This is a genomic window from Vibrio sp. PNB23_22_6, assembly GCF_052877535.1.
Genome location: NZ_JBNFXP010000002.1, coordinates 157,959 through 174,038, shown reverse-complemented (window position 1 = coordinate 174,038; position 16,080 = coordinate 157,959). Strand labels below are relative to the sequence as shown.

14 protein-coding genes and 1 pseudogene are annotated in these 16,080 nt (G+C 46.8%); 9 read left to right on the top strand and 6 right to left on the bottom strand.

Going from position 1 to position 16,080, the window contains the following annotated elements:
• Window positions 1–39 precede the first annotated feature (39 nt).
• Window positions 40–636 carry an AmmeMemoRadiSam system protein A gene (amrA, locus tag ACVA54_RS02545; RefSeq protein ID WP_446617170.1) on the bottom strand — a complete coding sequence of 199 codons (597 nt, stop codon included), beginning with the start codon at window positions 634–636 and terminating at the stop codon, window positions 40–42.
• Entirely contained in the window at window positions 605–1,396 is a 792-nt protein-coding gene (amrB, locus tag ACVA54_RS02540) for an AmmeMemoRadiSam system protein B (RefSeq protein ID WP_446617171.1), read from the bottom strand. Before amrB ends, amrA begins: the two co-directional genes overlap by 32 nt.
• Window positions 1,397–1,478: 82 nt before the next feature.
• On the opposite strand from amrB, the gene amrS reads away from it, so the two are divergent.
• From amrS to ACVA54_RS02495, 9 genes and pseudogenes are all read left to right on the top strand, one after another.
• The gene (gene amrS / locus ACVA54_RS02535) at window positions 1,479–2,570 is read left to right on the top strand and encodes an AmmeMemoRadiSam system radical SAM enzyme (RefSeq protein ID WP_446642201.1); all 1,092 of its coding nucleotides are present in this window, start codon (window positions 1,479–1,481) and stop codon (window positions 2,568–2,570) included.
• Between the two features lie 103 nt (window positions 2,571–2,673).
• Complete coding sequence (locus ACVA54_RS02530; RefSeq protein ID WP_099078487.1) at window positions 2,674–3,378, top strand: ABC transporter ATP-binding protein; 705 nt, start codon at window positions 2,674–2,676, stop codon at window positions 3,376–3,378.
• Window positions 3,365–5,863 (top strand): FtsX-like permease family protein, encoded by a 2,499-nt coding sequence (locus tag ACVA54_RS02525; protein ID WP_446596897.1) that lies wholly within the window; start codon window positions 3,365–3,367, stop codon window positions 5,861–5,863. Before ACVA54_RS02530 ends, ACVA54_RS02525 begins: the two co-directional genes overlap by 14 nt.
• Entirely contained in the window at window positions 5,863–6,975 is a 1,113-nt protein-coding gene (locus ACVA54_RS02520) for a lipocalin-like domain-containing protein (protein ID WP_099078485.1), read from the top strand. Before ACVA54_RS02525 ends, ACVA54_RS02520 begins: the two co-directional genes overlap by 1 nt.
• A 198-nt stretch (window positions 6,976–7,173) precedes the next feature.
• Window positions 7,174–7,440 carry a DUF2999 family protein gene (locus ACVA54_RS02515; protein WP_119464138.1) on the top strand — a complete coding sequence of 89 codons (267 nt, stop codon included), beginning with the start codon at window positions 7,174–7,176 and terminating at the stop codon, window positions 7,438–7,440.
• A gap of 188 nt (window positions 7,441–7,628) precedes the next feature.
• Window positions 7,629–7,874: pseudogene (locus tag ACVA54_RS02510) on the top strand (helix-turn-helix domain-containing protein); the annotation flags it as partial.
• Window positions 7,875–8,016: 142 nt separating this feature from the next.
• Window positions 8,017–8,574 carry an alkyl hydroperoxide reductase subunit C gene (ahpC, locus tag ACVA54_RS02505; RefSeq protein ID WP_005374632.1) on the top strand — a complete coding sequence of 186 codons (558 nt, stop codon included), beginning with the start codon at window positions 8,017–8,019 and terminating at the stop codon, window positions 8,572–8,574.
• 170 nt (window positions 8,575–8,744) lie between these two features.
• Window positions 8,745–10,313, top strand: coding sequence for an alkyl hydroperoxide reductase subunit F (gene ahpF, locus ACVA54_RS02500; RefSeq protein WP_446579201.1), 1,569 nt, complete (start codon window positions 8,745–8,747; stop codon window positions 10,311–10,313).
• Window positions 10,314–10,894: 581 nt separating this feature from the next.
• Entirely contained in the window at window positions 10,895–11,314 is a 420-nt protein-coding gene (locus ACVA54_RS02495) for a VOC family protein (protein WP_099078481.1), read from the top strand.
• Between the two features lie 163 nt (window positions 11,315–11,477).
• Here ACVA54_RS02495 and cspE read toward each other — a convergent pair whose 3' ends face one another.
• The 4 genes from cspE to doeA all read right to left on the bottom strand — a co-directional run bounded on the left by cspE (window position 11,478) and on the right by doeA (window position 15,668).
• A complete protein-coding gene (cspE, locus tag ACVA54_RS02490; protein ID WP_099078480.1) occupies window positions 11,478–11,690 on the bottom strand; it encodes a transcription antiterminator/RNA stability regulator CspE in 213 nt (70 codons plus the stop codon).
• Window positions 11,691–12,228: 538 nt separating this feature from the next.
• The gene (locus ACVA54_RS02485; protein WP_446649378.1) at window positions 12,229–13,635 is read right to left on the bottom strand and encodes an aminotransferase; all 1,407 of its coding nucleotides are present in this window, start codon (window positions 13,633–13,635) and stop codon (window positions 12,229–12,231) included.
• Window positions 13,636–13,880: 245 nt separating this feature from the next.
• Entirely contained in the window at window positions 13,881–14,369 is a 489-nt protein-coding gene (locus ACVA54_RS02480; protein ID WP_446579199.1) for an Lrp/AsnC family transcriptional regulator, read from the bottom strand.
• A 111-nt stretch (window positions 14,370–14,480) separates the two neighbouring features.
• Window positions 14,481–15,668, bottom strand: a complete 1,188-nt coding sequence (doeA, locus tag ACVA54_RS02475) for an ectoine hydrolase DoeA (RefSeq protein ID WP_446596899.1) — start codon at window positions 15,666–15,668, stop codon at window positions 14,481–14,483.
• Window positions 15,669–16,080 lie beyond the last annotated feature (412 nt).

Here is a 16,080-nt window from a genome sequence, read left to right as displayed (position 1 = left end):
CAGGCTTTTTTACCTATATCGATCGCTTTCTTTACGCCCCTAACATTCCCCTACGAACGCCCCCTCAATACTATCCACCACAAACGTTTTTACCACCATATCGTCATCCCAAAACGAGGCCGGCCAACCCGCTTTGCGTTTCAGTTGCTGAACAAAATCAATAGGGCTCGGTAGTTGCTCCCACACTTGCGGTAAAAAGAGCGCGCGTTGATGCTGATAAGACAAAATGAGCCCCACCTTGTGCTTAGCGAGGTAATCCATCAGTGCTTGTTCAGATGCCACCTCCAGTCTCTCTGGTTGCGACAACACTGACACTTCAATCGACAAATGCGGGAGCTGTCGTTTCGTCAACGGCGCAAAGCGTGAATCCTCAAATGCGCTTGCTAACGTCTTATCATAAACATCAAGAGCAAGAGGCCTCTGTGCGACGATACTGCCAATACAACCCTGAAGCTCACCAAACACTTTTAAGGTCACAAAGCTCGCGCCCAGTTCACGTAATCGAGGCAGGCACTCGCCCAGATTGGGCGGCAGCACGGGCTCATCAGAAAAACTGAGCTGAATGGTATCATTTGCGATGTTGAGCAGTTGGGTGAGTTCATCCTTATTGAGGATCTGAGACGAGATAACTGACATAACCTACCACGCGGTGTTGGTCTCCGAGATCGGTATCACCGGAGTTGATTAAACGAGTTCGTGTTAATTCATAACCCCTCTGTTTTGCGAGCAATAACAGGGCATTGATTGCTGTTGAACCACAAGCCTGCTCTGGAGCAATGGACGATTGGAACGCTTCTATCTGTTCACAAGTACGGCGATCAAGTGCTTGTGCCTGCGCGTAAGAGTGGTAATGGCTTAAATCACTGCTGACGACTAGCAAACTATCATCGTTACGCCAAATAGGATCGATAAGCTCGGCCACTCTGGCGGGAGAAACTTGACTGGTCAATATCGGCAAAATGGTGAACGCCCCAAGATACGTTTGCAATAGCGGCAACTGTACTTCGAGGCAATGCTCCATCTCATGCGCTTCATCGGATAGCACGACATCATCCTCTAATGCCAATTTTTGTTGCCAAGGGGTATCTATCGGAATGTTCCCTAAGGGGGTCGCAAAGTAATCCACATTCGGTAACGCGCTGCCCTGAAAAGCAAAATGATGGCTAGGGCCAAGCAAAATCACCCGCTTAATACGCTCGGATTGTGCTTTCAAGTAGCGAAAAGCCTCTGCGGCCACCTTCCCCGAAAAAACGTACCCCGCATGGGGTACCACCAAGGCTCTGATGGAGTGAGGGAATTCGGGCGCGTCTCGCTCCCACTGTTGAATGGTGGTGCTTAATTGCTGTTGTGAGTGAGGATAAAAGTGTCCTGCAACGGCTGGAGGACGAACATTCATAGCAGTGACCTTAAAAAACTCGTAATGGGAGACAAAGTGCCATACTTAATTATAGGAACAGAATTCAGTTTGGGTGATCACGATGCAACCATCTCCACAACAACCCCCAGAGTTTTATCCAACCCGATACTGGCACCAACTCGGTGATGGTCGAGTGATTTGCGATTTGTGCCCAAGACGTTGCCGATTACGGGAAGATAAGCGTGGCGCATGCTTTGTACGTCTGGCACACAATGGCGAAATCGCACTCACCAGTTACGGGCGCTCCAGTGGTTTTTGCATTGATCCTGTAGAGAAAAAGCCACTCAATCATTTTTACCCTGGCAGTTCGGTGCTCTCTTTTGGCACAGCTGGCTGTAATTTAAGCTGTAAGTTTTGTCAAAATTGGCACATTAGCAAATCACGCCAAATTGATACTCTGGGTTCCTGTGCCATGCCAGATCAAATTGCCCAAGCCGCTCAGCGTCACGGCTGTGAAAGTATTGCATTTACTTACAATGATCCAGTCATTTTCATGGAATACGCCGTTGATACCGCCCAAGCTTGCCATGAATTGGGTATATCTAGCGTTGCCGTGACGGCTGGCTATATCTGCGACAAACCAAGAACGGAGTTCTTTCGTTATATGGACGCCGCTAATGTTGATCTAAAAGCCTTTACCGAGCGCTTTTACCATAAGATCTGCAGTGGCCACTTAGCGCCAGTACTCGATACCCTACTTTACCTACAACATGAAACCGATGTGTGGTTTGAAATTACCACACTGCTGATCCCCGGGGAGAACGACAGCACCTCCGAGTTGGAGGCCCTCACTCGTTGGGTGTGCGACAACTTAGGCTGTGATGTGCCGATTCATTTCAGTGCCTTTCATCCCGATTTCAAAATGTTGGATAAACCACAAACACCGATCAGTACCATTCAAAAAGCCAGAGAAATCGCACTCAAAAATGGTCTTAACTACGCTTATGTCGGCAATGTGTACGATGAGGAAGGGGACAGCACCTATTGCCCACATTGTAAGAAGAAGGTGCTAGTAAGAAATTGGTATCAGCTTGGCGATCGCCACTTAACCGATGACGGTAAGTGTGAGTACTGTGGTTACCAACTCGCCGGCCGCTTTGCTCCTCTCAATAAACCATTTGGACGGCATAGAATCCCCATCTCAATACGATAGCGTATCTCTTAGCAGGGCAACCTATTAATGGCTAAGTATTGAGCGACATAGCCCGGCAATGCGTAAGATAATCGTCGATAACCCAGGTTTACATGGAGGTAAAATGGAAAGCCCGCTTGTTGTACTAAAGCACGCGACAAAGAGTTTTGTGGATGGCAAGGAGACCCATCACGTATTAAATGGCCTCGATTTTTCGCTGCTTCCCAGCGCAAGCATCGCACTCACTGGCGCCAGTGGTAGTGGCAAAAGCACGTTACTCAATATCATTGCCGGCTTTGAACCACTCACGAGTGGAGAGTTGCTGTTGAGTGGGCACAACACCGCAACATGGAAAGATCCACAATGGAGCCGCTTTCGATACCAGCAACTCGGCGTGGTCTTTCAGCAATTCAATCTATTAACGCCACTAAACGTAAAGCAAAATATCGCCTTCCCTCTCAACCTAAACCAGCAACCTTGGAATGATTGGTGTGATCATCTTGTGGGCGCGCTTGGCATCAGCCAACTGCTCAGTCGGCACGTCTCTTCCTTATCCGGTGGACAACAACAACGCGTGGCCATCGCTCGAGCATTGGCGCATCAACCTCAGCTTTTACTGGCTGACGAACCGACCGGAAACCTCGACCAAAAAGCAGGATTAGAGGTAATGCAACTGCTTACCGAGATCGCTAGCCAAGGCAACACCGCCATTATATTAGTGACCCACAGCTTAGAGTGTGCCGACTTTATGCAGGCTCGCTGTCACTTGCAAAATGGCCACCTTTTCACCGCTCCTTTGAATCATGAGTCGCAGCATGAATCCTACTAGGCTCATACACACGAAACTCACCCTCCAATTGTTTGCTGCTCATTATCGACAAGCGCCACTTCAGGCTGCCGCCATTTTGATTGGCATCGTGCTTGCGGTGACCTTATTTGTTGCAGTGCAAGCCATTAACCTCAATGCTAAACGTAGCTATGCCCAGTCCACAGAACAGCTCAGTATTCAAGCGCAAAACCTGATCATTCCCCCAGCAGGTCAACGATATTTGTCAGAGTCACTCTACTTCTCACTGCGTCACAAGGGATTAAGCGCGGCATTGCCCATCATTGAAGGACGCGTTCGCGATGAACAAGGCCGCCGCTGGTCAGTGCAAGGCAGTGAGTTAGTCGCCGCCATTACGTCTCGCCTTCGCTCTGCAGCAGACAACAAGAGAGCAGAGGATCCACAACCCATTTCACTTTCCAGCGATGCACTTCCATTGGCCCAATTAATGGCGGGGGAACCCATCGTGATGATGAGCCAATCACAACATCAAAGCGTTGGTGAAGCCGAGTACCTCACTCTGGACAGCGTGGAAACCAAAGTCACTGTCCTACCTGATGAATGGCAGTTAGGTAGCCGAATGCTAATGGATATTGGCTTTGCACAACGGTTACTGAACAAGCAAGGTAAGCTCAGTTACATTGCAGTTTTTGATACGGGTAAGGACACGCAAGCAAAATGGCAGAACCTGATTGGCGAGCAAGGGCAATGGATCACCAATACCCAAAGCACAGACCTTGGTTCCCTGACCGACAGCTTTCATCTCAATCTGACAGCAATGAGCTTATTGGCGTTTTTGGTTGGCTTATTTATCGCTTACAACGGCGTGAAATATAGCTTGCTCAAACGCAATCGTCTGTTAGTTCAAATCCAGCAAGCTGGTGTTGCTCCTATGATTGTGTTCTCCGCACTGCTGATTGAATTAACCATGTTGGTGACGATCGGCGCGACACTTGGCTTCGTTTTAGGCATGCAACTGAGCCATTGGCTCCACCCCACAGTGGCCCTGACGTTAGAACAGCTTTACGGTGCAACCTTACTGCCTGGGACTTGGCAGTGGCAATGGTGGGCGCAGGCTCTGATACTCACTTTAGCCGCCACGCTACTCGCCTGTTGGCAGCACTTTAAACAGCGTGTTCGCCAACCGCTTTCTTCTCATGGAGGCTTTTACCAAACGCCAGAAAACGCCAACGAAAACCAACTGTTTGTCGTTGGCATTGTGCTAACTCTGTTGTCATTCACCGGATTATGGCTAAGCGAACATCACCGTTTTACCATGGTTTGGGTGGGAGTGTTGGTAATATCCATTCCGCTTTATCTTCCTAAAACCCTTAGCGTATTGGCGCAATGGAGCGAACAACGCACCACATCAGGCTTACTCCAATATCTGTTTGCCGAGCTACGTGAACTGATTTCTCCACTCTCACTCGCCATGATGGCATTACTTCTCGCCATCACCGCTAACATGGCCATGAACACCCTTGTCGGCAGCTTCGAATCCACCTTAAAACAGTGGCTCGAACAAAGACTGCATGCCGATATTTATGTCAGCCCGTCCCAAAAAGATATCGCCAATGTTGAGCGCGCATTAGAGCAATTCAACAACGTCGAACGAGTCTATAAACAGTATTATGTTGATGACAACTTGCAAGGCTTGCCGATATTACTCGGCACCAAAGACACCGCCACCTTAGAGCAGACCATGGTGTTTCAATCGCACGTTCCTAATTTCTGGCCGCTCTTTTATCAAGGGAAGTTAGTCGCAATAAGTGAACCGACGGCCGTAAAACTCGGATTGTCACTAGGGGAGGAACTCAATCTCACATCAGTGAAAAATACTAACCTCACTATTGGGGCTATTTTCCATGACTACGGTTCACCCAATGGTGAAGTACTCATTGCACCGAGTTTATGGCGTAAAAGTGGCTTTACGGATTTGCCCACCAGCCTTGGTATCAAGGTCACTGGCGATCAACAAACCGCATACGACCAAATACGTGATCAACTCAATCTGCACCCAAGTCAGCTCTACGATCAAGCGCAAATCAAATCCATCGCCTTAGCGATCTTCTCGCAAACTTTTGCCATTACTCGCGCATTAAATGGGGTCACTTTACTGGTAGCAATGATCGGCCTGTTCAGTGCCTGTTTTATGTTGCTTGATGCTCGAAAGGCCGCAGTGGCAAGGTTGTATGCTTTAGGCGTCAACCGTCGAAAGTTGATGGCAATGGCCATCGGCCAAATCGTGGCTTTGGTGGCGTTTACGCTCGTTATAGCCTTACCTTTAGGTGCGATGGTTGGCTATGTGCTCACTGATATTGTCACCTTGCGAGCTTTTGGCTGGAGCTTGAATTACCTATGGAGTTGGAGTGACGCACTCAGTATCGCCGCCATCACTATTTTGGTTGCTGTGATTGCCACCTTGATCCCACTTTGGCGCTTGGTGAGCAAACCGGTCGTGTCCAGTTTACAGAGCGAGGTATTGTGATGAATCAATCAGTAAAAGCGGCGGCTTTCCTCCTTGGCTCTTTATCACTGATCGGCTGTGAAGAGTCACCACCGCAAAACATGGGAGCATTAATGAACGGAAGTGACGCTCAAACCGAGGATGGCCAATTTACTCCAGTAGTGAAAGGCACCGAACTCACGTTCCCTGCCGATCATCAGGCACACAACGATTTTCGCCATGAGTGGTGGTATTTAACCGCGAATCTAATCGATGAAGATGGCAATCCACTCGGCCTACAGTGGACACAGTTTCGTTTTGCAACCTCACCTCAAGCTGAAAGCAGCAACACCGATAACGCCAGTGCATGGCAAAGTCAGCAGATCTACATGGCGCACAGTGCTGTTACAACCAAAGACAAACATTACGCCGATGAAAAATGGTCTCGCGGCCACAAACAACTGGCAGGCATAGAAGGCGCACCGTTCAGAGCTTTCCTTGATAACTGGCAATGGCACTCACAAACTGACGACCTATTCCCTGCCAATTTAAAGGTCGATTCAAGTCTGTTTAGCTACTCATTAAATCTTACCAGCTCTGCACCTTATCAAAAACAGGGCGTTCAAGGCTACAGCACCAAAAGTGCAAATGGTCAGGTCGCATCGTATTATTATAGCCAACCATTTATTGATGTTTCAGGCGAAGTCACCATTGATGGAAAAACGCACCAAGTGTCCGGCAAAGGTTGGATTGACCGAGAATGGAGCTCACAATTCTTACTCGATTCGCAACAAGGTTGGGATTGGTTTGCGTTGAGGTTGAGTGACAAAACCAGTTTGGTGACGTTCCAACTGCGTGATTCAATAACGGGTGAAGCAAGCTATTCCAACGCAAGATTGATGCAGAAAGACGGTTCTGGCATTGCCATTAAGCAAAAAGACATCCGCTTAAAGTCGACCAAGCAAACGGAAATTCAAGGACACCGTTATCCAACGGAATGGCAAATATCCATTCCAACTCAACAAATTGAAGTGACGGTTTCAGCACTGAACCCCAATGCAAAGATGCCGCTTTCTGTGCCTTATTGGGAAGGTCCGGTACGCATTAAAGGCACTCATTCTGGAACGGGATATATGGAACTGACAGGATATTGAAAATTGTGACATTTCACCCATTAGGGGAATTGATAGCGATTATGTTGAAGAGCAGTCGTATACCCAAGTGACTTCAAGAAGCAGGATTCAGAGCAAATCGCCTTGGATATGTATCCTCGCTAATGTTCCTAGTTCACCCCAGCAAAACCAAGTGATAAACTCGGCCTCTATTTCATTGAATGATTAAAAGGAAATGTGATGAACCCGATTCTTGCAATGCTGAAAGAGAACAACATCAGTGATGAGAAGATCCATGAGATTTTTCAGACTCTAACGCAGAACCCTTTTGCAGCAATGGCAACAATCAGTCAACTAGGTTTGCCTCAAGATAAATTGCAGATGTTGATGGCGCAAGTCATGCAAAACCCTACGCTAATTAAAGAAGCAGTCGAAGAGTTGGGATTGGATTTCTCAAAAGTTGAAGAGGCAAAAGAGAAGCTTCAGACCCAAAACCAAGCTAACTAAGCCTTATACCCGCTAAGTGCTGAATATAGAAAAGGCCGTTAACCCGAACATGGGGTTAACGGCCTTTTTGTTTGTTGTTATTTGTCCTTACCAACACGCATTTATCCTATCTCAATCTTGCAAGCCAATTTGATTTCGGTACGCTTTGAGCTTAGAAAATGGGATGAACAGAACAAGAACATACTGCAATGCGCATCGATTATCACCAACGGCTGATTCCTGTGATTCGTTACTTGGAACAGAATTTCAATGAGCCATTAAACCTGCCAGAAGTGGCCACGTTGGCGAACCTGTCTCAATATCATTTTTATCATACCTTTAAAGCCGTGCAGGGCGAGACGTTAGCAGATTTCATCAGGCGGTTGCGCTTAGAAGCCGCTGCGGATGAGTTGTTCAAATCCAAACAATCGGTACTTAACATCGCCTCTCCTTACATCGAAACGACCTATCAAGTTAAATAGGAAATGGCTATCAATAGGATAGTTACAAGCGATTTTCCTTAAACACACTCCGATGAGAATATACTTTCCGAAAGCAACAACAACTCAGCTTAAAACATTCAAAGGAAAGTAAATTATGATTAATACTCAAATTAAACCATTTGCAGCTACAGCGTACAAAAACGGCGAATTCGTTGAAGTAACAGAACAAGACGTTCTAGGTAAATGGGCAGTATTCTTCTTCTACCCAGCAGATTTTACGTTTGTATGTCCAACAGAACTGGGCGACCTAGCAGACCACTACGAAGAACTACAAAAACGTGGAGTAGAAGTTTACTCAGTATCAACTGATACACACTTCACTCACAAAGCATGGCATGACAGCTCAGACACTATCGGTAAGATTCAGTACTACATGCTTGGCGACCAAACAGGCAACATCACAAACAACTTCGGTGTGATGCGTGAAGGTCAAGGTCTTGCAGACCGTGCAACGTTCCTAATCGACCCAGAAGGTACTATCCAAGCAATGGAAATCACTGCTGAAGGTATCGGCCGTGACGCAGAAGACCTACTACGCAAAGTGAAAGCAGCTCAATACGTAGCAGCGCACCCAGGCGAAGTTTGCCCAGCTAAATGGAAAGAAGGTGAAGAGACATTAGCTCCATCACTAGACCTAGTTGGCAAAATCTAAGCCACTGAAATTTAAGTTCTAATCAGTTCCGATTTCCTTTTTCTGATTAGAACTGAATAAGAGAGCACTTCAGGTTAGATACCTTGACGACCTTCTGCCTGATTTGCTCTCTCCCCCTCAGGTTTTATCTACAGTAACCACTTTTTAATATTTTTAAGGTAGTAACAGCTATGTTAGACCAAGCGATCCAACAACAACTCAAACAATATCTGGCTAATGTAAAAGAAGAAGTTCGTTTAGTGGTTAGTCTAGATGAAAGCAAAGCATCGAAGGATATTCTATCTCTAGCGAACCAAATCGCAGAGATGAGCGACCTAATCACCGTTGAACGTGACGACAACGCAAGCGCACGTAAACCAGTGATGGCGGTAACTAACCCAGCAAAAGGTACAGCACTACGCTTTGCAGGATTGCCAATGGGTCACGAATTTACCTCTCTCGTATTGGCACTGCTTCACTCTGGCGGTCACCCAATCAAACTAGAGCAGGAAGTCATCGAGCAAATCGCAGCACTAGACAAAGAGCTAGACGTAGAAATCTTCATTTCACTGTCGTGTCAAAACTGTCCGGACGTGGTTCAAGCGTTCAACATGATGGCGGCGATCAATCCGAAAGTAAAAGCAACCATGATCGACGGTGGTTTGTTCCAAGATGAAGTGAAGAAGCGTGACATCATGGCCGTACCAAGCGTATTCGTGAACGGTGAGCTATTCGGTCAAGGTCGTATGTCTCTGACTGAAATCCTAAACAAAGTGGATGACGGCGCGAGCGAGAAAGCCGCGAAAGCACTGAGCGAAAAAGACCCATACGACGTACTTGTTGTCGGCGGTGGTCCTGGTGGTAGCGCAGCTGCTCTATACGCCGCTCGTAAAGGTATTCGTACTGGCGTTGTCGCTAAACGCTTTGGTGGTCAGGTTATGGACACCATGGCAATTGAGAACTTCATTTCGGTAAAACGCACTGAAGGTCCAAAACTGGCAACTGACCTAGCAGAACACCTAAAAGAATACGACGTAGACGTCGTGACTGAACAACAAGCAGAGAAGCTGATGGGCGCTGCACACACAGAAGATGGTTTGATTCATATTCAACTTGAAAGCGGCGCAACGCTGAAGAGTAAGAGTGTCATCCTTAGCCCTGGTGCACGCTGGCGTGAAATGAACGTTCCGGGTGAGCAAGAGTACCGCAACAAAGGCGTCGCGTACTGCCCACACTGTGACGGTCCATTGTTCAAAGGCAAGAAAACCGCGGTTATCGGTGGTGGTAACTCAGGCATCGAAGCCGCTATCGACCTTGCTGGTATCGTAGAACACGTAACGGTTCTTGAATTCGCAGACGTACTTCGTGCAGACCAAGTGCTTATCGACAAAGCGAATTCACTACCAAACGTAGACATCATTACGATGGCACAAACCACAGAAGTCGTGGGTGACGGCACTCGCGTAACCAGCTTGAAGTACAAAGACCGCAACACAGATGAAATCCAAGAGATCGAACTGTCAGGTATCTTTGTCCAAATCGGTCTAGTGCCAAACACCGAATGGCTAAAAGATTCAGAAGTAGCGCTATCTGAGCGTGGCGAAATTGAAGTCGGTAGCCGTGGCGATACTAGCCTAGAAGGTGTCTTCGCAGCGGGTGACGCTACAACCGTTCCTTACAAACAGATCATCATTGCGATGGGGGAAGGTGCAAAAGCAAGCTTAGGCGCATTTGACTACCTGATCCGTAAGCAAGGTTAATCTCCAGTTTCTTAAGCACAAAGCGCACGGTGCTGTGTTTTCTTCCCTGGAAAACCAATCGGGGCACCGTGACAGCGATGAGTAACAAGAAATAAATGCAAAAACCTAGAAGCCCAAAAACTTTGCCAGCAGATATTAACTGCTGGCTTTTTTTGTTTCTTGAGGAAATCATATTATATTCAAATAGATACCGCACCCAAGCTCCATATAACGTCATATGGGAAAGAAACCGGAAAAACTGATCCAGCCCACATGATTTGTCCCATTCAAACCACCAGCATCACTGCACGCTTCAAGCAGATTCTGAATACTCTCTTTGGCTCTTTCAGAATGACATCGCGAGTCCTATGCTCAATCCCACTGCGTCATTCCGTACAGCGACGAAGGAGCATGATACGGAATCTACTTACCGCAAGCATCTGTAAAAACAATTCGCAAAAGGCCATAACAAGCAATAGTTTGAACCAAATCGCAAGTACATAATCCATTCAACATAAAAAAATGAAAAAGCCCTTTACCTCCACTTAACTTGAGGTTTTAACCTATTCTTCGTTGGTTAAAAAATGACAAAGGAGCAAACCATGATCCAACTCGAACATGTGAACTTAGTGGTTAAGGACATCCCTGAAATGTTGAAGTTTTACCAAGCAGCATTTCCACATTGGTATGTGCGTGACGAAGGCAAAGGCGAATGGAGCGGAAAACCAAGAAACTGGATCCACTTTGGTGATGAGTACCAATACATTGCGATGAGCGATCATGGCGAAGGGAAGAATCGCGATCTAAGCGGTTATCAAGTCGGGCTAGCGCATTTCGCGTATGTGACCAACGACATTGATGGCGTGACGAAAAGACTGGTTGAAGCAGGTTATCAAATTGCCAACCCCGGCGCTGAAGAACCATACCGTAAGAACGTCTATTTTGTTGACCCTTCAGGCTTTGAAATCGAATTTGTCGAATACCTTTCAGACGACCCAAAGCTGCGTAACTTATCGAACTGAAACAATAGGTAGATTCGGCTCACTATCCCTCCTCTTATATTCAACATCGACGATGCCAAAATACTGGGCTCGAAGGGGAGGATTGCTATACGACAGATACAAAAAAGGCCGCTAATAATAAGCGACCTTCTATATTCTTTAAAGCTTACACAGCTTCGCCTAATTAAAGAGCGATAACGTTGCTAGCTTGTGGGCCTTTTTGACCTTGTTCAACTTCGAAAGACACTTTTTGGCCTTCTTTCAGAGTTTTGAAACCTTCAGAAGCGATAGAACGGAAGTGAACGAATACGTCAGCGCCGCCGTTATCTTGAGTGATGAAACCGAAGCCTTTCTCTTCGTTGAACCATTTTACGATACCAGTATTTGAATTAGACATGTTATGCCCCTATTAGTTTATTTTGAGTAAAAGTTCATTATTAACAATATGTTAATGAGTTGAATTATATCATGATACGCTAAAATAAAAGGGAAACATCTAACTACAAAAATGGTTATTTCGTAGTGGAAGCTTTACTTGTACTTGATGCTGCATTTAATAACTCTTTGAACAACTGCGCGGTATACTAGCAGAAGCATAAATTTCATACAACTACTTTTTTTACTTTTTCAATGAATCCTAACTTCTTTAGCTCTACAAGGGCTAAGTAACTCACTCGAGCACGCCTAACACGCGATCTTCTTTCACTAAATCAAACTTTTTCCGTCACCTAAATCACTTTAGAGAAAAAGTCTGACATCGCTAGTAGAAGCAGTAACCATCGGTGTCCTTCTGGCCCCAATGGTAAACAACGTGTGTGTACCCTAGCCCTCTGCTTCCAAATATAGGATCAGTTTTAGCACTTGTCACCCCTTCCAATTTATAACTAACCTCGAGATGCGTGATTCAGTGAGAATGCGTTGCTTGTACGACCACTTTATTTCGGCTGCCACTGATTCGAGGTAACCAAACGATCCATCACTTTGCTGATTGCTTGATGGGCTTTATCAATCATCATATCGATGTCAGCACGAGTAGTAATCAACGGCGGTGCAAAGCCAAGAATATCGCCATGTGGCATGGCACGGGCAATTAAACCTTGCTCTAGACAAGCGGCGGCGATTTGGGAACCCACTTTCAAGTTTGGATCGAAATGTTCACGATTGCGCTTATTTGCAGAGAACTCTAAGGCATGCAACATGCCCACACCACGAGAGTCCCCCACCAGCGGATGGTCACTGAATGTGTCGGCCATTCGTTGCTGTAAATAGGCCCCGACTTCTGCGGCGTTCTGAACTAGCTCTTCACGCTCAATGATGTCTAAATTGCAGTTTGCCGCTGCCGCTCCCATTGGATGACCGGAATAGGTGTAACCATGACCGATTGCTCCCCATTGTTCAGTTCCGTTTTCGAGTACATGCCACACTCGCTCACCAACTATCACTCCAGATAACGGTTGGTAGGCCGATGTAAGCCCTTTCGCGACTGTCATCAAATCCGGTTTCATATCATAATGTATCGAGCCAAAACTCGCGCCAAGACGACCAAAGCCGCACACCACTTCATCGGCAATTAAAAGCACATCATATTTATCTAATACTTTACGGATTGCCGGCCAATAGCCTCGCGGAGGTGGCACTATTCCTCCCGTTCCCAGCACAGGTTCTGCAATCATCGCGGCAACGGTGTCTGGCCCTTCTGCAAGAATCCGTGTTTCAAGTTGATCAGCACAATACTGCGAAAAATCTAACTCAGATAAGCTCTCATCTTCTCGGCGATAATAGTAAGGGGCAAGCGTATGTTTGATCCGGTCTAGTGGCAGGTCAAAGTGCGCATGAAAAAGGGGGAGTCCGGTCATCGAACCAGAAGCAATGCTAGAGCCGTGATAACCACGATCGCGTGAGATGATTTTTTTCTTCTCTGGTCGTCCACGCACATTGTTGTAATACCACACCAGTTTAAGCTGAGTTTCATTGGCATCACTTCCTGACATGCCATAATAGACTCTGCTCATGCCCTCTGGTGCCATTTTAATGATGCGATCAGAGAGTTTAACCAGTGCTTCGTTGGTGTGCCCCACATAGGTATGGTAATACGCCAATTGCTTTGCCTGCTCATAAATGGCCTCTGCCATTTCTAGTCGGCCATAACCGATATTGACACAATACAATCCAGCAAAACCGTCTATTAACTCCGCTCCTTCTGAGTCGGTGATACGAATGCCGCTTGCACCTGTGATGATTCTCCCCGGCAATTCCCCACAGGCATATTGCTTTAGATGCGTTGAGGCGTGAAATACGCGTTGACGATCGATATCCAATAGTTGTTGCGTTTTGTCATTCATGATTTTCCCCTTACGCCTTCACGCAGCCGTGAGAACTTACGACTCCTTTAAATGCTCAGATGTATCGATCATTATGGTATCGATACCCATATGAATGAGTACTCAAAGTCATAGAAATCCGACATATAGATACACTGTAGAGGAGGAAATATTCCGAATATTTCTGATGACGCCAAAGAGGAGGACAAAACTTTCTGTTTAAGAGGAAAATACATGCATTTTTTTCTGCACACCGTTACGCGAGGCTAACCATTTAAAGTGAGCGAGTTTGGATTGATGTCTAAAGAGACAGAATGGCTTTTAATGGTTTTCGTCACGATGTAGGTAAAGTAGCGTTCAATGCCGACTTCTGAATCTAACCAGTTGTCGATCAACCGTTGGTATTGATCAATGTCTGCCGATTGAACTTTGAGGATATAATCGATGCCGCCGCCAGTGGCGTAACAATCTGTCACCTCTGGGGTATGTTGTACCAGTTGTTCAAAGCGTCTGAAGGCTTGGGCGCTATGTTCTTTGAGCGTCACTTCAACCATCACTGAGGTGTGTTTAAACAACACATCCGTATTTACTTTTGCTCCGTAACCTTCAATGATACCAGCCTCTTCGAGCTTTTTGACACGCTCCCAGCAGGGGCTGACTGACAGGTTAATCGCTTCGGCAAGGTGGGATTTGGTAATGCGCCCATTATCATGAAGAATTTGTAGAATTTTAACGTCATAACGATCAAGACGCATGGTTACCCCTCCTTATCATGGGAGTATAAGTGTTGTTCATCACCGTCTTCGCCCATCACTACAACCCTCTTCTTCCCTACTTTTCTGCGGCTCAAGTTGAATGAAGTGACTCTAATGTTTAATGAATAAGTGGCGAGGGAAATCACACAGGGTTTTGGCGCCCTCTTTTGTGATCACAATACTCTCTGTTGTTTCTAATCCCCAGTCCTCAAACCATAACCCCGGCATAAAGTGGAATGTCATGCCTTCTTCAAGGGGTGTCCCATCGGTGTCTCGTAAACTCATGGTTCGCTCCCCCCAGTCTGGCGGGTAGCTCAAGCCGATAGGGTATCCGCAGCGCGCTCCCTCGCGTGAGAACCCCGCCTTGTCCAGAACCTGATTGAGTGCATTGGCGATATCTGCGCAGGTGTTTCCTAGTTTCGCGACTTCCAACCCCGCTTCAATACCACGTGTCAGCGCTTCGTCGGCGCGCTTAAATTTGTCATCGGGTTCACCCAAAAAAATAGTACGAGAAAGCGGGCAATGGTAGCGGCGGTGAGCCCCAGCGATTTCAAAGAAGGTGCCTTCCCCTTTTTGAAACGGCCGGTCATCCCAGGTCAGATGCGGCGCAGAGGCGTCAGAACCGGAGGGCAATAACGGCACAATGGCGGTGTAATCGCCAAAATGTTCTTCATGGCCAAGTACCGCTTGTCGGTTAATTTCAGCCACGAGGTGGTGCTTTGGCAGGCCTGGTTCAATCATCTCAAACGCCACCCGGTGCATGTTCTCGACAATACGCGCCGCGCGATACATATACGCTAACTCTTGATCCGATTTTACAGCGCGGCACCAGTTCACTAAGCCTGTTGCATCTAATAATCGAGCATTAGGTAGGTGAGTGGTCAGCGATTCGTAAGCCGTGGCACTGAAGTAGTAATTATCTTTTTCCACACCGATACGGCCGCGATCCCAAAGCCTTGGCTCGAGTACGCCCTCAACTAAGCAATCCATCGGATGGAGCGGTGGGTTCATCACATAGTGATCGGGATAGTAGGTTATATTCTCCGCTGACATATACGCTGTTCGATATGCCCCGTTGGCATCTTGACAACGCCCAAACCAAACAGGCTCGCCCGTCATCGCCACCACCACGCATTGAGGCACATAGAAAGACCAACCGTCATACCCGGTTAACCACGCCATATTCGACGGGTCGTGGATGATCAAAAGATCCAGTTCCTGCTCTTCCATCGATAACCGAACTTTCGTTAGCCGATCCTGGAACTCATCCAGTGAAAAATGCAAAGCAACGCCTCTCATGCTTTCTCCTTACGAAAAGTCCAACGCCTTAAGGCCTTCGGAGACGTTGAGGTATTTCTACCTTTTGGCCAGTTGATTCCACCAGCCTACCGTACTCATGCCACTCACCACTGCGTTATCACGAAACTCATTTCAGGGGGTGCTATTACCCACCCTTGCTATATACAAACATGTCAATAACTCCAATTATGGTGCATTTTTTGTAATTGCACTGAATATAAAAAGAAAAAACAAATAGGCTGATAAAAGTGACGAGCGAACAAGGGAAAACGAGCAGAACAAAGACTGCGTAAAATGAAGAAAAAAGAGAGAAAGAACGAGAAGATTCGTCCGCTAAGAACAGAGCTAGTAGCATGAGATTGGCGTTGTAGTCAGCTCAACCTTCCCTCACGTCGCCCATGTTCAATCGTGC